Source organism: Pseudomonas reinekei (genome assembly GCF_001945365.1).
Taxonomy (GTDB): Bacteria; Pseudomonadota; Gammaproteobacteria; order Pseudomonadales; family Pseudomonadaceae; genus Aquipseudomonas; species Aquipseudomonas reinekei.
In genome coordinates this window covers 323,665-346,661 of the sequence record NZ_MSTQ01000005.1, presented here as the reverse complement: position 1 = coordinate 346,661, position 22,997 = coordinate 323,665, and the positions used below count along the sequence as shown (strand labels likewise).

The 22,997-nt window shown below is 60.0% G+C and carries 19 protein-coding genes; 15 read left to right on the top strand and 4 right to left on the bottom strand.

Features of this window, described 5'->3' with window-relative positions:
- The first annotated feature begins 124 nt into the window (after nucleotides 1–124).
- The 4 genes from BVK86_RS10665 to gcvP all read left to right on the top strand — a co-directional run bounded on the left by BVK86_RS10665 (nucleotide 125) and on the right by gcvP (nucleotide 6,520).
- Nucleotides 125–1,741, top strand: coding sequence for an ABC transporter permease (locus BVK86_RS10665; RefSeq protein WP_075946406.1), 1,617 nt, complete (start codon nucleotides 125–127; stop codon nucleotides 1,739–1,741).
- A 155-nt stretch (nucleotides 1,742–1,896) separates the two neighbouring features.
- Nucleotides 1,897–2,979 (top strand): glycine cleavage system aminomethyltransferase GcvT, encoded by a 1,083-nt coding sequence (gene gcvT, locus BVK86_RS10660; RefSeq protein WP_075946405.1) that lies wholly within the window; start codon nucleotides 1,897–1,899, stop codon nucleotides 2,977–2,979.
- 49 nt (nucleotides 2,980–3,028) lie between these two features.
- Entirely contained in the window at nucleotides 3,029–3,412 is a 384-nt protein-coding gene (gene gcvH / locus BVK86_RS10655; RefSeq protein ID WP_075946404.1) for a glycine cleavage system protein GcvH, read from the top strand.
- A gap of 234 nt (nucleotides 3,413–3,646) precedes the next feature.
- Nucleotides 3,647–6,520, top strand: a complete 2,874-nt coding sequence (gene gcvP / locus BVK86_RS10650) for an aminomethyl-transferring glycine dehydrogenase (protein WP_075946403.1) — start codon at nucleotides 3,647–3,649, stop codon at nucleotides 6,518–6,520.
- Nucleotides 6,521–6,722: 202 nt separating this feature from the next.
- Here the strand turns inward: gcvP and BVK86_RS10645 are convergent, their stop codons facing one another.
- The 3 genes from BVK86_RS10645 to BVK86_RS10635 all read right to left on the bottom strand — a co-directional run bounded on the left by BVK86_RS10645 (nucleotide 6,723) and on the right by BVK86_RS10635 (nucleotide 9,328).
- Complete coding sequence (locus BVK86_RS10645; protein ID WP_075946402.1) at nucleotides 6,723–7,040, bottom strand: DUF2388 domain-containing protein; 318 nt, start codon at nucleotides 7,038–7,040, stop codon at nucleotides 6,723–6,725.
- Between the two features lie 74 nt (nucleotides 7,041–7,114).
- A complete protein-coding gene (gene tfpB / locus BVK86_RS10640) occupies nucleotides 7,115–8,899 on the bottom strand; it encodes a type IV pilus assembly ATPase TfpB (protein WP_075946401.1) in 1,785 nt (594 codons plus the stop codon).
- Between the two features lie 90 nt (nucleotides 8,900–8,989).
- A complete protein-coding gene (locus tag BVK86_RS10635; RefSeq protein WP_075946400.1) occupies nucleotides 8,990–9,328 on the bottom strand; it encodes a hypothetical protein in 339 nt (112 codons plus the stop codon).
- A 126-nt stretch (nucleotides 9,329–9,454) separates the two neighbouring features.
- Between BVK86_RS10635 and BVK86_RS10630 the strand changes: the two genes are divergently transcribed.
- A complete protein-coding gene (locus tag BVK86_RS10630) occupies nucleotides 9,455–9,919 on the top strand; it encodes an Lrp/AsnC family transcriptional regulator (protein WP_075946399.1) in 465 nt (154 codons plus the stop codon).
- Nucleotides 9,920–10,027: 108 nt separating this feature from the next.
- Here BVK86_RS10630 and BVK86_RS10625 read toward each other — a convergent pair whose 3' ends face one another.
- Nucleotides 10,028–11,398, bottom strand: a complete 1,371-nt coding sequence (locus BVK86_RS10625; RefSeq protein WP_075946398.1) for a CYTH domain-containing protein — start codon at nucleotides 11,396–11,398, stop codon at nucleotides 10,028–10,030.
- Nucleotides 11,399–11,555: 157 nt separating this feature from the next.
- Here BVK86_RS10625 and argE point away from each other — a divergent pair, with 157 nt between their 5' ends.
- From argE to BVK86_RS10575, 10 genes are all read left to right on the top strand, one after another.
- Entirely contained in the window at nucleotides 11,556–12,704 is a 1,149-nt protein-coding gene (gene argE / locus BVK86_RS10620) for an acetylornithine deacetylase (protein WP_075946397.1), read from the top strand.
- 250 nt (nucleotides 12,705–12,954) lie between these two features.
- On the top strand, nucleotides 12,955–14,253 hold the full coding sequence (gene argA / locus BVK86_RS10615) for an amino-acid N-acetyltransferase (RefSeq protein ID WP_075946396.1): 1,299 nt from the start codon (nucleotides 12,955–12,957) through the stop codon (nucleotides 14,251–14,253).
- Between the two features lie 632 nt (nucleotides 14,254–14,885).
- Nucleotides 14,886–16,217, top strand: a complete 1,332-nt coding sequence (locus BVK86_RS10610; protein ID WP_075946395.1) for an OprD family outer membrane porin — start codon at nucleotides 14,886–14,888, stop codon at nucleotides 16,215–16,217.
- Nucleotides 16,218–16,617: 400 nt separating this feature from the next.
- Nucleotides 16,618–17,961 (top strand): OprD family porin, encoded by a 1,344-nt coding sequence (locus BVK86_RS10605; RefSeq protein ID WP_075946394.1) that lies wholly within the window; start codon nucleotides 16,618–16,620, stop codon nucleotides 17,959–17,961.
- A 317-nt stretch (nucleotides 17,962–18,278) separates the two neighbouring features.
- Nucleotides 18,279–18,872 (top strand): NADPH-dependent FMN reductase, encoded by a 594-nt coding sequence (ssuE, locus tag BVK86_RS10600; RefSeq protein ID WP_075946393.1) that lies wholly within the window; start codon nucleotides 18,279–18,281, stop codon nucleotides 18,870–18,872.
- A 100-nt stretch (nucleotides 18,873–18,972) separates the two neighbouring features.
- Nucleotides 18,973–19,938 (top strand): sulfonate ABC transporter substrate-binding protein, encoded by a 966-nt coding sequence (locus tag BVK86_RS10595; RefSeq protein ID WP_075946392.1) that lies wholly within the window; start codon nucleotides 18,973–18,975, stop codon nucleotides 19,936–19,938.
- Nucleotides 19,939–19,979: 41 nt separating this feature from the next.
- Nucleotides 19,980–21,128 carry an FMNH2-dependent alkanesulfonate monooxygenase gene (gene ssuD / locus BVK86_RS10590; protein WP_075946391.1) on the top strand — a complete coding sequence of 383 codons (1,149 nt, stop codon included), beginning with the start codon at nucleotides 19,980–19,982 and terminating at the stop codon, nucleotides 21,126–21,128.
- Nucleotides 21,129–21,136: 8 nt separating this feature from the next.
- Nucleotides 21,137–21,919, top strand: a complete 783-nt coding sequence (ssuC, locus tag BVK86_RS10585; RefSeq protein ID WP_075946390.1) for an aliphatic sulfonate ABC transporter permease SsuC — start codon at nucleotides 21,137–21,139, stop codon at nucleotides 21,917–21,919.
- On the top strand, nucleotides 21,916–22,722 hold the full coding sequence (gene ssuB, locus BVK86_RS10580; RefSeq protein WP_075946389.1) for an aliphatic sulfonates ABC transporter ATP-binding protein: 807 nt from the start codon (nucleotides 21,916–21,918) through the stop codon (nucleotides 22,720–22,722). Before ssuC ends, ssuB begins: the two co-directional genes overlap by 4 nt.
- A gap of 32 nt (nucleotides 22,723–22,754) precedes the next feature.
- Nucleotides 22,755–22,970, top strand: coding sequence for a TOBE domain-containing protein (locus BVK86_RS10575; protein ID WP_007967989.1), 216 nt, complete (start codon nucleotides 22,755–22,757; stop codon nucleotides 22,968–22,970).
- The last annotated feature ends 27 nt before the right edge of the window (nucleotides 22,971–22,997 follow it).

Here is a 22,997-nt window from a genome sequence, read left to right as displayed (position 1 = left end):
AAGATCGCAGCCTTCGGCAGCGTCTACAGGGTGATCACCCATTCACTGTAGGCGCTGCCGGAGGCTGCGATCTTTTCGCGTTTCACGTACATTTTCGTTGATTTTTCTCCAGAGAGCTTTTCCTTTGGCCCACCCCGCCCAACGCCGCTGGTATCCCCTGGTCTTCGCCATCGCTGCGCTGGTCCTGCTGCCCTTGAGCGTGTTGCTGCTGTCCTGGCAAAGCATCGATCAACAGATCTGGTCCCATCTCTGGGAAACGCAGATGCCGCGGCTGCTGGGCAACACCCTGACTCTGGTGCTCGGGGTTGGCGTCGGCGTGACGGTTCTTGGCGTGAGCCTCGCCTGGCTCACCAGTCTCTGCGAATTTCCCGGCCGACGCTGGCTGGACTGGGCATTGATGCTGCCTTTTGCGATTCCGGCCTACGTCCTGGCGTTCGTCTTTGTCGGCTTGCTGGATTTCGCCGGTCCCGTGCAAACGCTGTTGCGTGAATGGTTCGGTACGGGGTTGCGCCTGCCGCGGGTGCGTTCCACGGGCGGGGTGATTCTGGTCTTGGTGCTGGTGTTCTATCCCTACGTTTACCTGCTGGCGCGCACGGCGTTCCTGGCGCAGGGCAAAGGCCTGATGGAGGCCGCGCGGGTGCTTGGGCAATCGCCATGGCAGGCATTCTGGCGGGTGGCCATGCCCATGGCGCGTCCTGCCATTGGCGCTGGCGTGGCCTTGGCGTTGATGGAAACCCTGGCGGATTTCGGTGCCGTCTCGGTGTTCAACTTCGACACCTTCACCACCGCCATCTACAAGACCTGGTACGGCTTTTTCAGCCTCTCCACCGCCGCCCAACTGGCCAGCCTGCTACTGCTGGTGGTGATGCTGGTGCTGTACGGCGAGCGTCGTGCCCGTGGCGCCAATCGGGCGAGCAATGAACGGCCACGGGCCAAGGCGCTGTACCACCTGCGTGGAGGCAAAGCGCTGCTGGCCAGCGGCTGGTGCGGCCTGGTGTTTGCCTGCGCCTTCGTCATTCCGATGCTGCAACTGGTGGTGTGGTTCTGGCAGCGTGGGCGCTTTGATCTCGATGAGCGTTACACCGGGCTGATCATTCACACCTTGTACCTGGGCGCGATGGCGGCGTTGATCACGGTCAGTGTCGCCTTGATCCTGGCGTTTGCCCGACGGTTGGCACCGACGCCAGGCATCCATGCGGGTGTCAGCCTGGCCAATCTTGGCTACGCCTTGCCCGGTTCTGTGCTGGCGGTGTCGATCATGCTGGCGTTCAGTTATCTGGACCGCGAACTGGTGATTCCACTCTCCGGCTGGCTCGGCGGTGCCGGCAAGCCGCTGCTGCTGGGCAGTCTGGCGGCGCTGTTGCTGGCCTATCTGGTGCGCTTCATCGCTGTGGCTTATGGGCCGTTGGAAAGCAGCCTGGCGCGTATACGGCCCTCTTTGCCCGAAGCGGCACGTAGCCTGGGTGTCAGTGGGCCGCGACTGTTTTTCAAAGTGTATCTGCCGTTGTTGCTGCCCGGTTCTTTGAGCGCGGCGTTGCTGGTGTTCGTCGACGTGCTCAAGGAAATGCCCGCGACCCTGCTGATGCGCCCGTTTGGCTGGGACACGCTGGCGGTGCGGATCTTCGAGATGACCAGTGAGGGCGAGTGGGCGAGGGCTTCTTTACCGGCGTTGACCCTGGTTTTGGTCGGGCTGCTACCGGTAATCGGATTGATACGACGTTCGGCGCATCGAAACAGCTAGGTGTCAGTCCTACACCTTGCGGCTACAATGCGCGGCATTCGGTGCGGTCCGTCTGACAGACAAGGTAGTAAAAATCGGCTGGAAGCCTTTTATTTCAAGGTTTGCACACGGTTATCACTCGCCCGCACCTTCGCCACGCCCGGAAGGAGAAACCCATGGGACAGCGTACGCCTCTGTATGACCTTCACCTCGCCCTTGGCGCGAAGATGGTCGATTTTGGCGGTTGGGATATGCCTCTGCATTACGGATCGCAGGTCGAGGAACACCATCAGGTGCGCCGCGATTGCGGTGTCTTCGATGTATCCCACATGACCGTGATCGATGTCGGCGGCCCCCAGGCCAAGGCCTGGCTGCAGCACTTGTTGGCCAACGATGTCGAACGCCTGCACAGTTCTGGCCGTGCGTTGTACAGCACCATGCTCAATGAGCGTGGCGGCATCGTTGACGACATGATCGTCTACCGCCTCGATGAGGGTTATCGCCTGGTGGTCAACGCGTCCACTCGCTATCAGGATATGGCGTGGATGCAGGCCCATCTCGACGGTTTCGAGGTGCAGCTCAACGAACGGGCCGAACTGGCAATGTTGGCCATTCAGGGGCCTCACGCCCGGCACAAGATTGCCGAACTGGTGAACCAGTCCCGCGGCAACCTGATTCAGCTTCTCAAGCCTTTTGAAGGCCAGCCCGACGGTGACTGGTTCATTGCGCGCACCGGTTATACCGGTGAGGACGGCCTGGAAATCATCTTGCCGGCCGATCAGGCACCGGGCTTTTTCAACGATCTGGTAGGCGCGGGTATTTCCCCGATCGGTCTCGGTGCGCGCGATACGCTAAGGGTCGAGGCCGGGATGAACCTCTACGGGCAAGACATCAATCAGGACGTTTCCCCGCTGGCCTCCAACATGGCCTGGAGCATTGCCTGGGAGCCGGCCTCGCGCCAGTTCATCGGGCGCAAGGCGCTCGAAGCCGAGAAGGCCGGCGGTGTACAGCACAAACTGGTGGGGCTGGTCCTTGAGGAACGCGGTGTTTTGCGCGCTCATCAAGTGGTCCGCATCGCTGATGTTGGCGAAGGGGAGATCACCAGTGGTAGTTTCTCTCCTACGCTTAGCAAGTCGATTGCACTGGCGCGCGTGCCGATGGCAACTGCCGACCGCGCAGAAGTGGAAATCCGTGGCAAGTGGTACCCGGTCCGAGTGGTCAAACCGACCTTCGTACGCCATGGCAAAACCTTGATCTAACCTTTTCCGGCGGACTTTGTCCGCTAATAACATCTTGAGGACACAGAACATGAGCGATATCCCTGCCGACCTGCGTTTTGCCGAAAGTCACGAATGGGCACGTCTGGAAGCCGATGGCACCGTCACCGTGGGCATTAGCGATCACGCGCAGGAAGCGCTGGGTGATGTGGTGTTTGTCGAGCTGACCGAAGTCGGAAAAACCTTCGCCGCCGGTGATCAATCCGGTGTGGTGGAATCGGTCAAGGCTGCTTCCGATATCTACGCTCCGATCAGCGGTGAAGTGATTGCGATCAACGAAGACCTGAGTGCTTCTCCAGAGCTGCTCAACTCCGACCCGTACGGCGCGTGGATCTTCAAGATCAAGCCAAGCGACAAAGCCGAGTTGGACAAGCTGCTCGACGCAGCCGCTTACAAGGCCGCCATCGGCGAATAAGCCTTCAAGCGTCATCCCCAAAGCCCCGACTTGTCGGGGCTTTGTTATTTGCGCGCAAGATCCATTGTGGGAGCGAGCCTGCTCGCGATGAGGGCTTCGCATTCAACATCTCTATTGGCAGAAATGGCGCAATCGCGAGCAGGCTCGCCCCCACAGGGGGAAGTGTGCATCGACTGCTATGCTGGTTTGACCGTGTTGCATCGACGCTGAGCGCCAGTCAAGAGAGAGCCCGTCATGTCCCAGTTGCCGTCCCTGAGCCAGTTACGCGACCCCAATGCCTTTCTCCGCCGTCACCTCGGGCCGGATGCCGCCGAGCAACAAGCGATGCTCGACAGCCTCGGTCTTGGCAGTCGGGTCGAACTGATCGAACAGACCGTACCGCCGGGAATTCGCCTGAACCGGCCGCTCGATCTGCCACCGGCACTGGACGAAGAAGCGGCGCTGGCCAAGCTGCGCGGCTATGCCGAGCAGAATCAGGTCTGGACCAGCCTGATTGGCATGGGCTATCACGGCACCCTCACGCCGGCCGTCATCTTGCGCAACGTGCTGGAAAATCCCGGCTGGTACACCGCTTACACGCCTTATCAACCGGAGATCGCCCAGGGTCGGCTCGAAGCGTTATTGAATTTCCAGCAATTGACCATCGACCTCACGGGGCTGGAACTGGCCAACGCCTCACTGCTGGACGAAGCGACCGCCGCGGCGGAAGCGATGGCCCTGGCCAAGCGCGTTGCCAAATCGAAAAGCAATTTGTTCTTCGTCGATGAAAACTGCCATCCACAAACCATTTCCGTGGTGCAGACCCGCGCCGAAGGCTTCGGTTTCGAGTTGATCATCGATGCGGTGGATAACTTGAAGCAGCACCAGGTGTTCGGTGCGCTGCTGCAATATCCCGACACCCACGGCGAGATCCGCGACCTGCGTCCGTTGATCGGCCATCTGCATGCTCAACAGGCACTGGCGTGTGTCGCCACGGATTTGCTGAGCCTGCTGTTGCTGACCCCGCCGGGAGAACTCGGCGCTGACGTGGTGTTCGGTTCTTCCCAGCGTTTCGGTGTGCCGATGGGTTATGGCGGTCCGCACGCAGCGTTTTTTGCCAGTCGGGACGAATACAAGCGGGCGATTCCCGGGCGGATCATCGGCGTGTCGAAAGATGCCCGAGGCAATGTCGCCTTGCGCATGGCCCTGCAAACCCGCGAACAACATATTCGTCGCGAGAAGGCCAACTCCAATATCTGCACGGCCCAGGTGTTGCTGGCCAACATTGCCAGTTTCTACGCGGTGTACCACGGGCCGGAGGGGCTCAAGCGCATTGCCCAGCGTGTGCACCGGCTGACCTGCATCCTCGCCGAGGGACTTGAGCGCAAGGGCATCAAGCGCCTGAACCAGCAGTTCTTCGACACCCTCACGCTGGAAGTCGGGGGCACCCAGACGGCGATCATTGAAAGTGCGGTGGCCGCGAAAATCAATCTGCGCATCCTGGGGCGTGGACGATTGGGCTTGAGCCTCGACGAAAGCTGTGACGAATCCACTGTGGCAAAACTGTTCGATGTGTTCCTGGGTGCCGATCATGGGCTCATCGTCGACGAACTTGACGGGCAAACGCTGGCTTGCGGCATTCCCGCCAGTCTGGCGCGCACCACGCCGTATCTGCGTCATCCGGTGTTCAGCGCCCATCACAGCGAAACCGAGATGTTGCGCTACCTCAAGCAACTGGAAAACAAGGATCTGGCACTCAATCAATCGATGATCCCGCTGGGCTCGTGCACCATGAAGCTCAACGCTACCAGCGAGATGATCCCGATCACCTGGCCGCAGTTCGCCAATCTGCACCCGTTCGCGCCGAAGGAACAGGCCGTCGGCTATTCGTTGATGATTGAAGAGCTGGAGCGCTGGCTCTGCGCGATCACCGGTTTTGATGCGATCTGCATGCAACCCAACTCCGGTGCCCAGGGCGAATACGCCGGGTTGCTGGCGATCCGCAAATACCACGAGAGCCGCCAGCAGGGTGGGCGGGATATCTGCCTGATCCCGTCATCGGCCCATGGCACCAACCCGGCGTCAGCGCAGATGGCCGGAATGCGCGTGGTGATCGTTGAATGCGATGACGCCGGTAACGTCGATCTGGATGACTTGAAGGAAAAGGCTGCGCAGGCGGGGGAAAAACTGGCCTGCCTGATGGCGACTTATCCTTCGACCCATGGCGTTTACGAGGAAGGCATCAGCGAAATTTGCGAGGTGATCCACCAACATGGCGGTCAGGTGTACATGGATGGCGCCAATCTCAATGCCCAGGTCGGACTGGCGCGCCCGGCGGACATCGGCGCCGACGTGTCCCACATGAACCTGCATAAAACCTTCTGCATTCCCCACGGTGGCGGTGGGCCGGGCATGGGACCGATTGGCGTGCGCGCGCATCTGGCGCCGTTCGTGGCCAACCACCCGGTGGTGCCGATCAACGGGCCATTGGCGCAGAACGGCGCCGTCAGCGCGGCGCCCTGGGGCAGCGCCAGTATCCTGCCGATCAGCTGGATGTACGTCGCCATGATGGGGCCGCAACTGGCGGACGCCAGTGAAGTGGCGATCCTGGCGGCCAATTACCTGGCGCAGCATTTGTCCGGCGCGTTCCCGGTGCTCTACACCGGGCGTAACGAGCGGGTGGCCCATGAGTGCATTCTTGATCTTCGACCATTAAAAGCGCTGACCGGAATCACTGAAGAGGATGTGGCCAAGCGCCTGATGGACTATGGCTTCCATGCTCCGACCATGTCGTTCCCGGTGCCGGGGACGTTGATGGTCGAGCCTACGGAAAGTGAATCGAAGGCGGAACTGGACCGGTTCATCGGGGCCATGCTGAGCATCCGCGCAGAGATTACCGAAGTGCAAAATGGCAACTGGCCGGCCGAGGACAACCCCTTGAAACGTGCACCGCACACACTGGCCGATATCACCGGGATCTGGGAGCGTCCCTACAGCATCGAACAAGCGGTGACACCGGATGCGCATACCAAGGCCCACAAATATTGGCCGGTGGTGAACCGCGTGGATAACGTCTACGGGGACCGGAATCTGTTTTGTGCGTGTGTGCCGCTGGATGAGTACCGCTGAAACACCGGTGCACATTAAACCCCTGTGGGAGCGAGCCCGCTCGCGATGGCGGTACGTCTGTCGTCATAGAGGTTGAAGCTGATGCCGTCTTCGCGAGCAGGCTCGCTCCCACATGGGGCTTCAGTAAGCCGGTCATTCGTGCCGGATCTTCAGGCAAAAAAATGCCGCTCTATGAGCGGCATTTTATGTTCAGCAACCGGGCTTATTCGCCAGCCACGGCATTCTTCGCCAGAATCGCGTTCGCCAGTTCCATATCCGTAGCCTGCAGGCCCGGATTGTCGGCGCGGACTTTCTGCATGGCCGCTTCCAGATACGGGCCGCGGATGCCGCCGTCGCTGGCAACGAAGCTGCCGGCGTCGTCCTGGGCCGCAACGATCAGCTTGTGATCCTTGAAGGTCAGGTAGGTCGAACCGGTGGTCGCACCGGACGAAATGACGTTACGCCAAAAGGTATCAGCCATCGCCGAACCAACTGGCAGGGACAACAAGGCCATAGTGGCGACAGCAAGTTTGAAACGCATAGGGGTGACTCCACAGGGGTTTTAACTACGGCGTTGGATTACCATTTCCCCAATCGAGTTCCTTCACCGCCCCGCTACTTTTGCTCGCTCTGCGGCGTCACGCGCAAGACTTCTTCGACGGTGGTCAACCCGGCGGCCACCTTTTGCGCCCCGGACAATCGCAGGCTGCGCATCCCTTCCTTGAACGCCTGGCGCCGCACCGCCAGCAAGTCGGTGTCCGCGTTGATCAGGGTTTTGATGCCGTCAGTGAGCTGCATGATTTCGTAGACGCCCGCCCGTCCGTGATAACCGGTGTCGCGGCATTCCAGGCAACCGATGGCGCGTTGCGCGTTGGTCGGCAGTGGTGCTTGCCAGGGCCGGGTCAGGGTTTGCCAGTCCTCTTCATTCAAGGCCTGTGGCGCCTTGCAGTGCGGGCACAAGGTGCGCACCAGGCGTTGGGCCATGACGCCGAGCACTGTGGCTTTAATCAGGTAATGTGGCACGCCGAGTTCCAGCAGGCGACTGATGGCGCTGGGCGCATCGTTGGTGTGTAGCGTCGACAGCACCAAGTGCCCGGTGAGGGCGGCCTGGATTGCCATTTCGGCGGTTTCCAGGTCACGGATCTCGCCGATCATGATGATGTCCGGGTCTTGCCGCATCAATGCGCGCACGCCGGCGGCGAATGTCAGGTCGATGTTGTGCTGGACCTGCATCTGATTGAACGCCGGCTCGACCATTTCGATCGGGTCTTCGATGGTGCAGAGGTTGACCTCCGGCGTCGCCAGCTTTTTCAGCGTGGTGTAGAGCGTGGTGGTCTTGCCCGAACCGGTCGGGCCGGTGACCAGAATGATGCCGTTGGGCTGGCGGGTCATGTCCTGCCAGCGCCGCAGGTCGTCGGCAGAGAAACCCAGTTGGTCAAAATCCTTCAGCAGTACTTCGGGGTCGAAGATCCGCATGACCATTTTTTCGCCAAAGGCCGTTGGCAGCGTCGATAGCCGCAGTTCCACTTCACCGCCGTCCGGGGTCTTGGTTTTCACCCGGCCATCCTGAGGTTTACGCTTCTCTGCAACGTTCATGCGGCCCAGGCTTTTCAAGCGGCTGACGATGGCCATGGTCACTTGCGGTGGGAATTGGTAGACGTTGTGCAACACGCCATCGATGCGAAAACGCACCGTGCCCTGCTCGCGCCGGGGCTCGATGTGGATATCGCTGGCGCGCTGCTGGAAGGCGTACTGGAACAGCCAGTCGACGATGTTGACGATGTGCGCGTCGTTTGCGTCCGGCTCCTGATCGCTGGCGCCGAGGTTGAGCAGCTGCTCGAAGTTGCCCAGGGTGTTGACCTGCTGGTCGGCGTTGTTCGCGCCGGTGACCGACTTGGCCAGGCGAAAGAACTCCACGCTGAAGCGCTGGATATCCACCGGGTTGGCCACCACACGCTTGATTGGCAGCTTCAGTACGTGGGTCAGGTCGGCTTCCCAGCCGTTGACGTAAGGCTGGGCGCTGGCGACGGTCACGGCGTCGCGGTCGATGGACACCGCGAGGATCTTGTGGCGCTGGGCGAAGGCGTAGGACATCAGCGGCGTCACGGCCGCGACGTTGATTTTCAACGGGTCGATGCGCAGGTAAGGCTGGCCGGCCTGCTGGGACAGCCACAGGGTCAGATTTTCCAGATCGAGGTGTTTGCCCGGGCGGCTGAGGTCGTCCAGCTGCTGGCTGGCAATGAACTCTAACGGGTGCATCTGACCGTGGGCAGCATGACGACGACGGGCATTGAGCGCCTGCTCGGCCGCGTCCTGGTTAATAAACCCTTGGGCCACCAGCTCACGCAGCACATCGTTGAGATCCAGCCAGCGGTCCTGAGTGACAAATTGAACGGACATGCGGGCTCCTTTTTAACAACAGTCCGCAAAGGATAGCCGCCGCCTTACGGACCGTTGGGCCACTACCCGACGAAGCCGTATCCAGTCTTTTCAGCCAGCCGCCTGAGCCGCTTCAACCCAGGCCGAATCGGCGGTTTGCAGCGCTACCGAGCACACGCTGATCAGGTTGCGAAGTTTTTGCGCAATCACCTGGGCCCGGTGCCAGCTCAACCCGTCCATGACGATTTCGATGGCCAGGAGGTCGTCCTGGCGCTGCACGTTTACCTGGTCCGGCGTGAGAAATTGCAGGGCGAACAGGTTGAGCGCGCGGCACAGCACGTCCGGCTCGGCTTCGGCCAGCAATTGGTATTGCACACGACACTGGGTATTGCCGGCATTCCAGACGTCGGCGCGGGTGGGCGAGGTGGTTACGGCTTCCAGATGCGGCATGATCGGTCTCCAGGCTGAGTGGAGAAATTTTTACATTCGGTGAGGGGTTTTTCTTATCTATGATTGGGCGTATTCAAGGGTTGCCGAATCGAGTAATCCACAAAACCACCACTTAAAGGTTTTTTTATGCAGAGCGAGCTGGATAGCTACGACCGTAAGATTCTCGCGTTGCTGCAGGAAGACGCTTCGCTCTCCAGTGCGCAGATCGCCGAACAGGTCGGGCTGTCGCAGTCGCCGTGCTGGCGGCGGATTCAGCGAATGAAGGAGGAGGGGGTCATTCGCGGGCAGGTGACGTTGCTCGACCGCAAGAAAATCGGCCTGAATACGCAGATATTCGCCCAGGTGAAACTCAACGCCCACGGGCGTTCGAACTTCACCGAATTTACCGAAGCGATTCGCGGGTTTCCCGAGGTGCTGGAGTGTTATGTGCTGATGGGGGCGGTGGACTTCATGCTGCGGATTGTCGCGGCGGACATCGAGGCCTATGAGCGCTTCTTTTTCGAGAAGCTGTCGCTGGTGCCGGGGATTCAGGAGGTGAATTCGGTTGTGGCGTTGTCGGAGATCAAGTCGACCACCAGTTTGCCCGTCTGAAGTTATGCGCTAATTCTGCGGCCCCATCGCCAGCAGGGCTGGCTCCCACAGGGGATTTGTGGCGAACACAAAACCAATGTGGGAGCCAGCCTGCTGGCGATGGCGGTATTACAGGCGCAGAAGCATTTTCCAGGCACGGTTCTGATAGACCGCAATCGCCTGCTGCTTGCGCGCATCGAGCAGCTCGTCAGTGATCGTCGGTTCGTTGGCCAGTTGCGCCAGTTTGTTCAACTCACCGTACAGACGATCCATTTCCGGAACTTCCAGCACATTGCGCGCATGGTGCAGCCAGACCTGGATGCGCTCGATGCGCGGCAACTGTTCCGCCAGATCTTCCGGCTGTTGCTGGTAACGCTGCAATTGCAGCGACGTGGCTTCTTCGCCCAGCAAACGTGGCAACCAGCTACCCAATTGCGCAGCGCCCTGGCGGTTGCCACGGGTGTTGCGCTCGGCGGTCCAGGTGCGGGCCAGCAACCAGCGTGAGGTGGTCAGGGAGAACAGGCCCCAACGCGGGTCTTCCAGTTCCTCAAGGAACTGCTCCGGCGCGGCTTTGCGCACGTCTTCATCGTCCAGGCCGGCTTGCACCAGCGGACGCCAGTCCTCCAGCAGGGCATCGAGTGCAACGCGCAGGTCGTGGGTCGACTGACGCGGTGCGGCTTGACCAAGGCTGCTGATCAGTGCACGCAGTTCCGCCAGGCTTTCGACCCAGTCCTGCAGCAGGCGCCAGTGACCGTTGAAGCGATACTGCTCGGCCAGACGCTGGCTGCTGCCCAGCAAGTGCCAGCTCAGCGCGGCGAACGCGTCGTCCAGCGGCGTTTCGGCGGTGATCTGCGGCGCCGGCAGGCTCAACGAGTAGCTGTGGGCGTCGTACAGGCGATAACCGCGCTCGGCCTTGCTGATATCGCAGGGCATCAGCGGCAGTTTTTCCGCCAGCTCGGCGGCCAGTTCCAGCAGCGCGGCCGGCTCGCCTTCGCGCAGTTCCAGTTCCAGCTCGCAGATTTCTTCTTTCTGCTTGCCGACCACGACGTGGCCCAGGTCCAGAGCGGCTTCGATGACCACTTTGGTCTTGCCGCGACCCCAGGCGATTTCCGCGCGCTCGCGCACGAAATCGGTGGTGAAGATCGGTTTCAGGGTTTTCTTGTCGAGTTCGGCCAGTGCCTCGGGCCAGCATTCGCCGTCGAGTTTTTTCAGGTCGAGCTTGGCTTTGGGCAGGTTCCAGTCGTATTCGTTACGCACCGACAGACCGGCGACGCTCTGGCCACGGGTCTTGAGGGTCTGGATCACGTCTTCGCCATCCTTGCGCAGGCGCAGGGCAACTTTGGCCTGGGCCAGATCGCGCTCCGGGGTGTCGAAGTATTGATTCATCAACTCACGGCGTTCCCAGCCACTTTTGTTGCGTTTTTTAAGAAGAGGGTGCTCGCGCAGGGCGGCGAGGGTTTCGCGGCTGACGCGGAGTTTGATTTCGGTTTCTTTCTGCATGGCCGGAAAATCCAGGATCGGGAGCGCAGCCGGGGGGAATAGGTGGCTGCCAAGGTCGTGCAGTGTACAGGACTCGACCTTGCTCCGCCGCGCGACGGTTTATTCCTGTCGCCGGATGGTTCTATGATGGTCTTCAATTCGGGAGTTGGAGTCAGCGATGCCTTTGCCGTCCATGAAAGATCAATTCGCTGCGCTGATTGCTGCACCGTCCGTCAGCTGCACCCAGGCAAGCCTCGATCAGTCCAATCGCCCGGTGATCGATCTGCTGGCAGCGTGGCTCGGTGACCTGGGTTTCGCCTGCGATATCCAGCAGGTCAGCCCGGGCAAATTCAATCTGCTGGCCAGTTTTGGTTCCGGCCCTGGCGGTCTGGTGCTGGCCGGTCACAGCGACACCGTGCCGTTCGATGGCGCGTTGTGGCAGACCGATCCACTGAAGTTGACCGAGGTCGATGGGCGTTGGGTCGGGTTGGGCAGTTGCGACATGAAGGGTTTTTTCGCCCTGGCCATCGAAGCGGTCAAACCGTTGCTCGACCAACCCTTCAAGCAACCGCTGCTGATCCTTGCCACCTGTGATGAAGAAAGCTCGATGTCCGGTGCCCGGGCGCTGGCTGCAGCGGGGCGACCGCTGGGACGTGCCGCCGTGATCGGCGAGCCGACCGGGCTCAAGCCGGTCCGCATGCACAAAGGCATCATGATGGAGCGCATCGACATCCTCGGGCAAAGTGGCCATTCCTCCGATCCGCGCCTGGGTCACAGCGCACTCGAAGCCATGCACGATGCCATGGGTGAACTGCGCGGCCTGCGGCTGTTGTGGCAACGTGAATTCCGCAATATGCAGTTCGGCGTGCCGACGCCGACGATGAATTTCGGCTGCATTCATGGCGGCGACAATCCCAATCGCATCTGTGGGCAGTGTTCGCTGGAGTTCGATCTGCGGCCGTTGCCGGGCATGGACCCCAAGGCCCTGCGTGCCGAGATCCTGCAGCGACTCAAGCCGGTTGCCGAGCGGCATCAAGTCAAGATCGACTATGCACCGCTGTTCCCTGAAGTACCGCCGTTCGAGCAGGCAGAAGATTCAGAACTGGTTCGTATCGCCGAAAAGCTCACCGGCCATCGCGCCGAAGCAGTGGCGTTCGGCACCGAAGCACCTTATCTTCAGCGCCTTGGCTGCGAAACACTGGTACTTGGCCCGGGCGACATCGCCTGCGCCCACCAACCGGGGGAATTCCTCGAAATGTCACGTTTGCAGCCTACGGTGCATCTATTACGACAGTTGATTGAACATTACTGCCTGACACCGGCCTGAACCCAACACGACTTGTAGGAGCCGGCTTGCTGGCGATGAAGGATGACGCGGTTCATCTGACAGACCGCAGCGCTTGCATCGCCAGCAAGCCGGCTCCTACAGGTTTCATGTATAAATTGCCGATGTTCAAACCCGTATTCATGAGGAGAGCGCGCGTGTCGCCAAGCCTGTTCCGACGATAACCATCAGCCCGCTGTGCGTTTTCCGTTTCGCCCTTTTATCGGCTGCTATTTATTACAGGCCCAGGTTCATGCCCGAATACGTCAATTGGCTTCGTCACGCTTCGCCTTACATCAACGCTCACCGCGATTGCACCTTTGTCGTCATGCTGCCCGGCGACGGCGTTGAACACCCGAACTTCGGCAACATCGTCCACGACCTGGTGCTGTTGCACAGCCTGGGTGTGCGGCTGGTGCTGGTGCACGGGTCCCGTCCGCAAATTGAAACGCGCCTCGCCGCTCGCGGCCTGACCCCGCATTACCACCATGGCATGCGCATCACCGATGCCGCGACGCTGGAGTGCGTGATCGATGCGGTGGGCCAGTTGCGCATCGCCATCGAAGCGCGGCTGTCCATGGACATGGCGTCCTCGCCGATGCAGGGCTCGCGCCTGCGAGTGGCCAGCGGCAACCTGGTAACCGCGCGGCCGATCGGCGTGCTCGAAGGTGTCGATTATCACCACACCGGTGAAGTGCGCCGGGTTGACCGCAAAGGCATCAACCGCCTGCTGGACGAGCGCTCCATCGTGCTGCTGTCGCCGCTGGGTTATTCGCCGACCGGTGAAATCTTCAACCTCGCCTGTGAAGACGTTGCCACGCGTGCGGCCATCGATCTGGGGGCGGACAAGCTGCTGCTGTTCGGTGCCGACCTGGGTTTGATCGATGAGAACGGGCGCCTGGTGCGCGAGTTGCGTCCACAGCAGGTGCCGGCGCATTTGCAGCGCCTGGGCAGCAATTATCAGGCGGAACTGCTGGATGCCGCCGCTGAGGCTTGCCGTGGCGGCGTGGCCCGCAGCCATATCGTCAGTTATGCCGAAGACGGCGCGTTGCTGACCGAACTCTTCACCCGTGACGGTGGCGGTACGTTGGTCGCGCAAGAGCAGTTCGAAGTGGTGCGCGAAGCGGCCATCGAAGACGTCGGTGGACTGCTGGATCTGATCAGCCCGCTGGAAGAGCAGGGTATTCTGGTGCGCCGTTCCCGCGAGGTGCTGGAGCGCGAGATCGAGCAGTTCAGCGTGGTCGAGCGCGAAGGGATGATCATCGCGTGCGCGGCGCTGTATCAGATTGCCGATTCGGATGCCGGAGAGCTGGCGTGCCTGGCGGTTAACCCGGAGTATCGTCACGGCGGTCGCGGCGATGAGCTGTTGGAGCGCATTGAAACCCGCGCCCGCGCCCAAGGCTTGAAGACGCTGTTCGTGCTTACCACCCGCACCGCGCACTGGTTCCGCGAGCGTGGTTTCGTGCCGAGCAGCGTCGACCGCCTGCCATCGGCCCGGGCGTCGCTGTACAACTATCAGCGTAATTCGAAGATCTTCGAAAAAGCGTTGTAAATCGCGATGCTTTTGTGGCGAGGGAGCAAGCTCACTCGCCACAGCGGCTGCATTTCGCCCGCACGAATTTTACGCTGACAGATGGCGAGTAATCCGCCCGCACTGTTTCGACCTTCCCTTGTTCCTTCAAACACTTCGGGCCTTCGCTCCCGTGTCGCCGTCCCGGCCGCCACGGTGCATCCGGGGGTAGTCCTCACGCGCGGTAAAAGAAATTCACAGCGATACACAAACTGTAACAAATGGTTTGGATAGTGCGCGCTTGGTCGTGATGGCGGGGGCTTTTTCGACAGGTTTTGTTTCGAATTTATGTCAAAGGCTGATCGATCTAAAAAGAACAAAATCAATACCTTTTAGGAATTAAGCTATGAGCGCTCCTCTCTAATCCGGGGTGCCGATAGCAGCGAGCTAAATTCCTAAACGGTATGAGAAAAGAATCCATCCATTCTTTTCAGGTTTATGACGAGCTCATGACCCTGCATGGACCAAAAAACTGGGGATTAGACTATGGTCGTAGACACACATGGTTACGATTGACTTGTGAGTCACCGACCGGCGCTAATCGCGCATCTTAGGATTTCGGGCAACGACCCGAGACCAGGAATACAAGAATTAGAATCGAGAGGAGCTTCACCATGAATAAGTCCACCTTGGCTCTGGCCGTGGCCGTAGGGGTATTGGCGCAGCAGGCAGGCGCCGCCGGTTTCATCGAAGACAGCAAGGCTTCGGTTAGTTCGCGCACCATGTATTACAACGACGATAACCGTGACTCAGGCGGTTCGGATCAGCGTGAGACCGCAGAAGGTCTTAAGTTTGATTACCTGTCGGGGTTCACCCAAGGCACTGTAGGCTTCGGTATAGATGCCCAGGCACTGGTTGGCATCCATTTGGACGGTGGCAAAGGTCATCATCCAGCCAACAACAATACATTCTTCCCTAGCGACACCGACGGTTCTGCCGTAGACCAGTGGAGTCGTGCGGCGGCCAACGTCAAAGCCCGCTTTTCTAAGACTGAGGCTCACTTGGGCGGCGCTTTGCAGCCAAACATGCCGATTCTGGTAGCGAACGACAGCCGTCTGTTACCACAGACCTTTGACGGTGGGACTATCACCTCGAAGGAAATCGACAATGTGACCTTCAACGTAGGCCAGCTGGAACACTCGGCTGGTCGCGCCTCGTCTAACTCCACTGGACTGGCAGTCGCTGGCGGTACTCAAGACAGTAATCAGTTCCGGTATGCCGGTGCGGACTGGAAAGTCACCAAAGACTTGATGCTGCAGTACTATCACTCGAATCTGAAGGATTACTACAAACAGGATTTCCTCGGTCTTGTGCACGTTTTCCAGATTGCTCCGAACCAGTCCTTCAAGAGTGACCTGCGTTATTTTGACAGCAGCTCTGACGGCAAGAACGGTGACGCCGGTTATCGTTTCAACAACAACGGTGGTTTCGCCAAGACCCCGGGCGAGGTCGATAACAAGACCTGGAGCGCCATGTTCACCTACACCCTGGGTGGCAACGCTTTCCTCCTCGGTCATCAGCGTGTCAATGATGATGGTGGTTTCGTTTACCTGAACCAAGGCAACGTAGTTGACGGCAACGGTCGTCCAGAAGCTAATGGTGGCGCCAGTTTCTACCTCTTCACTGACGCCATGATCAACGGCTTCGTTCGTGCCGGTGAGAACACTACCTTTGGTCAATACTCGTACGACTTCGCCGCTGCGGGTGTACCTGGTCTGAAAGCGTCCGTGGCGTATTTGAAAGGCGAAAACATCAAGTCCGCAACAGGCGGCAGCGACGCCTCCGAGTGGGAGCGTGACATGCGCGTGGACTACACCATTCAGCAGGGTACGCTCAAAGGTTTGGGCGCAACCGTTCGCCATGGCGTTTATCGTGGCGACGCAGCTGGCCTTGCCGACAAAGACCAGACCCGTCTGATCTTCAACTACACCTACAGCTTTATGTAATAGCGGTTCGATCAAAAAAACCTCATCACTCGGTGAGGTTTTTTTTAACCGTGATTCAATATTCCATAATGTTTAGTCGTGATCATTTTTTATTCTTTTTAGCTTTTTTCTCTGGCGCTTACAGTAAGGCCATCCGACACGCACCGTAAGCCGCGGATCGAGCTGCAAAACCCCTCGCGATAAAGCAATTCAGGAAACGGCGTTCGTGCCGATACCCCGAATCTGTGTTGTCGTGGCTTATATCCCAAAGCGATTAAACGTAACTCGGTAATTCTTTTCAGGATTATGAAGAGGTATGCTGCGCGCCCGAAAAAATAGGCGCGAACGACGCGTCTGCGGATCCAGGGCATTCGACCCAGGACCAGCAACACAAGCATTAGAGAACGATAGGAGCGAAACAATGAACAAGTCCACCTTGGCCCTGGCAGTGGCCGTAGGGGTTTTGGCGCAGCAAGCAAGCGCCGCCGGTTTCATCGAAGACAGCAAGGCAACATTGGGGCTGCGCAACTTCTACATCAACCAGGACTTCCGTGACGGGAGCGCCGAGCCGAACAAGAACGAAGAATGGGGCCAAGGCTTCGATCTGCGTTTCATCTCCGGTTACACCCAGGGCACCGTTGGTTTCGGTGTTGATGCGATCGGCCTGCTGGGCGTGCGCCTGGATTCGGGCGGCGGCACCAACGGTGGTAGCGGTAATGCCTACGGGGGCACTGTGTTCCCAACCAAGTCCAACGGTGAAGCGGTTGATAACTTCTCCAGCCTGGGCCTGACCGCCAAGGCCAAGGTTTCCCAGACCGAGTTGAAACTGGGCACCTTGCAGCCGAAAAACCCGGTCATCGTGACCAACGACGGTCGTCTGTTGCCACAGACCTGGCAGGGCGGCCAGATCACTTCCGGCGACATCAAGGACCTGACCCTGGTCGGCGGTCAGATCGAGCAGGTTAAAGGTCGTAACTCGAGCAACAACCAGCAGCTGTCGATCTCGGGTGCCAACGGTCGTTCCGCAACCGCGCGCGACAGCAACAAGTTCATCTATGCCGGTGGTGACTACAAACTCACCAAGGACCTGACTGCCCAGTACTACTACGGCAACCTGGAAGACTTCTACAAGCAGCACTTCCTGGGTCTGGTGCACAACTGGGCAATCGGCCCGGGCGTGTTGAAGTCCGATTTCCGTTATTTCAACAGCTCAGATGACGGCGCCAACGGTCACGATTCGTCGTACTACACCACCGGTAATTACAACGCGCCTAACGGTAAAGGCAAAGTCGACAACAACCTGTACAGCGGCCTGTTCCTGTACACCGTTGCCGGCCATACCTTTGGCGGCGGTTACCAAGTCAGCAACGGCAGCAGTGACTTCCCTTGGCTGAACCAGGGCGACGGTTCGTCGAACTACACCATCACCGACGCACAAATCCAGAAGTTCGGTCGTGCCGGCGAGAAAACCTGGCAAGCTCGCTACTCTTATGACTTCGCCAAGGTTGGCGTACCTGGCCTGACGGCGGGTGTGGTTTACCTGCACGGCGACGACATCGACACGGTGAACTCTTCCGGTCGTCAACTCGCAAACGGCGCTTCCGAGTGGGAACGCGACGTGACCGTGGGTTACGTTGTTCAGTCCGGCGCGTTGAAGAACCTCGGCCTGATGTGGAAAAACGCCATGTGGCGCACCGACCTGCCGAACACCCGTTCCCAGGACGAAAACCGCCTGATCGTCAGCTACTCGATCCCGCTGTTGTAACAGCGTCCGCAGGTGACAAAAAAAGCCCCGCCCGGCATTACGCCGGGCGGGGCTTTTGCGTTTCAAGGCGGGGTCACCCCCGTAATCCCGCCGTGAAATTCCCTCTTTTTGCAGCAACTCAAGGCCTTCTCGAACCTTGAGGCCGATGTTCGGCGGGTTGCGCTCGCGCGTCCAGTGAACAGATCTTTAATATTTCAATAGGGAATAACCAAATGAATAAATATGATTTATGGATATATAAATCACCTGTTAAGGTCATTCCATCAAAGCGAGATCGCAAACCGCGAATCGTCTGCACCCATCAAGGAATTGTCTGAATGCTGGTCGTCTCACTCGGTGGCAGTCCCAGTCAACGCTCCCGATCCGGGGTCCTGCTGGATCGCTCCAAACGTTGGCTGCAAGAGCAGGGCGTGGAAGTGGTGAGTTACCAGATACGGGACTTCCCGGCCGAAGACTTGCTGCACGCACGTTTCGACAGCCCCAAGGTGGTCGACCTGCTGCAACAGATTGAAAACGCCGATGGCCTGCTGATTGCGACGCCGGTGTACAAGGCTTCGTTTTCCGGTGCACTGAAAACCGTGCTGGACCTGCTGCCCGAGCGTGCACTGGCGCACAAAGTGGTTTTGCCCATGGCCACGGGCGGCAGCATCGCTCACATGCTGGCGGTGGATTACGCGCTCAAGCCAGTGTTGTCGGCGTTGAAAGCCCAGGAACTGCTGCAGGGGATTTTCGCGGTCGACAGCCAGATTGCCTACGGCGAAGGCAGTGCCCTGGCGCAGCTGGCACCGGAGCTGGAACAACGCCTGAATGAATCCCTTGCGCTGTTTTTCAGCGCCATGGCGCGACGGCCCAAGCCGCTCGATCCGAACCTGTTGAACGAACGTTTGTTGAGTGCTCGCTGGAGTATTTAAGCCGCACAAAGTCACACCCCAAATTGAAGTACTGGCCTTACTCGCCCGCTAACGGGCAAGCAGGTGCAGCCAAAAACCCAACTGCAAAAAGGAGAGCGCCATGCGCCCTGTCATTTTGCGTCGTGGTCTGGCCGCTCTGTTTGCAGCGGCTGTAGCCTTCGGCGCCATTACTCAAGCTCAAGCCGAGACATTGCGAATCGGCTATCAGAAGTACGGCACTCTGGTGCTGCTCAAAGCCAAAGGCACCCTGGAAAAACGCCTCGCCGCCCAAGGCGTGGACGTGCAATGGACTGAATTCCCCGGTGGCCCGCAATTGCTTGAAGGCCTGAACGTCGGCTCCATCGACTTCGGCGTGACCGGCGAAACCCCTCCGGTGTTTGCCCAGGCGGCCGGTGCAGATTTGCTCTATGTCGCCTACGAACCACCAGCGCCTCATAGCGAAGCGATCCTCGTGCCGAAGGACTCGCCGATCAAATCGGTGGCCGAACTCAAGGGCAAGAAAGTCGTCCTCAACAAAGGCTCCAACGTGCACTACCTGCTGGTGCGTGCGCTGGAAGATGCCGGCCTCAAATACACCGACATCCAGACCGTATTCCTTCCGCCGGCCGATGCCCGCGCAGCGTTCGAACGTGGCAGCGTCGATGCTTGGGTGATCTGGGACCCGTACCAGGCGGCCGCCGAACAGCAATTGCAAGCCCGCACCCTGCGTGATGGCAAAGGCATCGTCGACAACCACCAGTTCTATCTGGCGACCAAGCCTTACGCGCAGAAAAATCCTGAGGTGATCAAAACCCTGGTGGAAGAGGTGCGCGCCGTCGGCGAGTGGTCCAAGGCCAATCCACAAGAGGTGACCCAACAAGTGTCGCCACTGCTCGGCCTGCCAGCGGACATCACTTTGACCTCGGTGAAACGCCAGGGTTACGGCGCGCTGTTCCTCACCCCGGACGTGGTCGCGGCGCAACAGAAAATTGCCGACAGCTTCTACCAGCTCAAGCTGATTCCGAAGGCGCTGAGCATCAAAGACGTGATCTGGACGCCACCAGCTGCCGTTGCCAAAGCTCAGTAACCAACGCCCTGCAAAATTCGATTCCCCAAGGAGACCACTCCATGAGCCTCAATATCTTCTGGTTCCTGCCGACCCACGGCGACGGCCATTACCTTGGCACCGCCGAAGGCGCTCGCGCCGTCGACCACGGTTACTTGCAACAAGTCGCGCAAGCGGCGGATCGACTGGGCTTCGGCGGCGTGCTGATTCCCACTGGCCGTTCCTGCGAAGACTCGTGGCTGGTGGCGGCATCGCTGATTCCGGTGACCCAGCGTTTGAAGTTTCTTGTCGCCCTGCGCCCCGGGATCATTTCCCCGACGGTGGCGGCGCGTCAGGCAGCCACGCTGGATCGCTTGTCCGGCGGACGTGCGCTGTTCAACCTGGTCACCGGTGGTGATCCGGAAGAATTGGCCGGTGACGGTCTGTTCCTCAGTCACGAAGAACGCTACCAGGCTTCGGTGGAATTCACCCGCATCTGGCGCCGCGTGCTGGAAGGCGAGACCGTCGATTACGACGGTCAGCACATCAGCGTAAAGGGCGCCAAATTGCTCTATCCGCCCATCCAGCAACCGCGTCCAGCGCTGTACTTCGGTGGATCGTCGGAGGCGGCGCAGGACCTCGCGGCAGAACAGGTCGAAATGGTGTTGACCTGGGGCGAACCACCGGCCGCGGTGGCCGAGAAGATCGAACAGGTGCGGGCCAAGGCGGCGAAGCTCGGCCGTACCGTGCGCTTCGGTATTCGCCTGCATGTCATCGTGCGTGAAACCAACGCCGAGGCCTGGCAAGCGGCGGCCCGCCTGATCTCGCACCTGGACGACGAGACCATCGCCCGGGCCCAGGCGTCCCTTGCGCGCTTCGATTCCGTCGGCCAGCAACGCATGGCCGCGCTGCACGGTGGCAGCCGCGACAACCTGGAAGTCAGCCCTAACCTTTGGGCCGGTGTCGGCCTGGTGCGCGGCGGTGCCGGTACGGCGCTGGTGGGCGATGGACCGACCGTGGCGGCACGCGTGAAGGAATACGCGGACCTGGGCATCGACACCTTTATCTTCTCGGGCTATCCACACCTGGAAGAGTCGTATCGCGTGGCCGAGCTGCTGTTCCCGCACCTGGACATCGAACGTCCCGAACTGCCGAAAAGCGCCGGCTACGTCAGCCCGTTTGGTGAGATGGTCGCCAACGACATCCTCCCTAAAGCCGCGTCCCAGAGCTGAGGCGCGCCATGAAGAAAATCATCCACAGCCTCGCGCCCTGGGCCTTGCCATTGTTGCTGCTGGCGGTGTGGCAGTTGTCGGTATCGGCGGGCTGGTTGTCGACACGGATTCTGCCGGCACCGATCGCGGTGATCGAAGCCGGTGTGAGCCTGGTCAGCAGCGGCGAGATCTGGACGCACCTGGCGATCAGTGGCTGGCGTGCCGCGCTGGGCTTCGCCATCGGTGGCGGCATCGGCCTGGCCCTGGGCTTCATCACCGGTCTGTCGAAATGGGGCGAACGCCTGCTCGACAGCTCGGTGCAGATGATCCGCAACGTGCCGCACCTGGCGCTGATTCCATTGGTGATCCTGTGGTTCGGCATCGACGAGTCGGCAAAGATTTTCCTGGTGGCGCTGGGCACCTTGTTCCCGATCTACCTCAACACCTATCACGGCATCCGTAACGTCGACCCGGCGCTGGTGGAAATGTCACGCAGCTACGGTTTGTCCGGTTTCAGCCTGTTCCGTCAGGTGATTTTGCCGGGCGCGCTGCCTTCGATTCTGGTGGGTGTGCGCTTCGCCCTGGGCTTCATGTGGCTGACGTTGATCGTCGCGGAAACCATTTCCGCCAGCTCCGGCATCGGCTATCTGGCGATGAATGCCCGGGAGTTCTTGCAGACCGACGTGGTGGTACTGGCGATCCTGATGTACGCGGTGCTCGGCAAGCTGGCCGACCTCGCGGCCCTTGGACTTGAGCGCGTGTGGTTGCGCTGGCATCCGGCCTACCAGGTTGTCAAAGGAGGTGCCGTATGACCGCTCAACAACCTCCACGCCTGCTGCGCGGGATTCCGCTGGCGGTGCGCAAACTGCAAAAAACTTTCGGCACGCGGCAGGTGTTGCGCGAGATCGACCTGCATATTCCGGCGGGGCAATTCGTTGCCGTGGTCGGTCGCAGCGGCTGTGGCAAAAGTACCTTGCTGCGCTTGCTGGCCGGTCTCGATCAGCCTACCGGCGGTGAACTGCTGGCCGGTTCTGCGCCGCTCAGTGAGGCGCGGGAAGACACTCGCCTGATGTTCCAGGAAGCGCGGCTGCTGCCGTGGAAAAAGATCATCGACAACGTCGCTCTGGGGCTCAAGGGCAACTGGCGTCCCAAGGCTCTGGAAGCGCTGGAAGCGGTCGGTCTGGCGGATCGCGCCAGCGAGTGGCCGGCCGCGTTGTCCGGTGGGCAGAAGCAGCGGGTGGCCCTGGCCCGCGCGCTGATTCATCAACCGCGCCTGCTGTTGCTGGATGAGCCGTTGGGCGCGCTGGATGCCCTGACCCGAATCGAGATGCAGCAACTGATCGAACGACTTTGGCAACAGCACGGCTTCACCGTGTTGCTGGTGACCCACGATGTCAGCGAAGCCGTGGCGATTGCCGACCGGGTGATTCTCATCGAAGACGGCGAAGTCGGCCTCGACCTGCCTGTGGAGCTGCCGCGCCCTCGGGCTCGCGGCTCGCATCGGCTGGCGGCGCTGGAAACCGAAGTCCTTAATCGCGTGCTGTCACTGCCCGGCCAACCGCCGGAGCCGGAGCCCGTTTCACCCTTGCCTACGCAGTTGCGTTGGGCTCAATAACTCAAGCCTCATCAACGACAGGAATCAACATCATGACTATCAAGGCCATCAACGTACGCAACCAGTTCAAAGGCTCCATCAAGGAAATCGTCCTGGGTGACGTGCTCTCGGAAATCGACGTACAGACCGCCTCCGGCATCGTCACGTCGGTGATCACCACCCGCTCTGTGAAAGAGCTGGAATTGGCTGTGGGCAGCGAGGTGATCGCGTTCGTGAAGTCCACCGAGGTGTCGATCGCCAAGTTGTAAGGGCGTGGACAGTCAGTGAGATCGGCG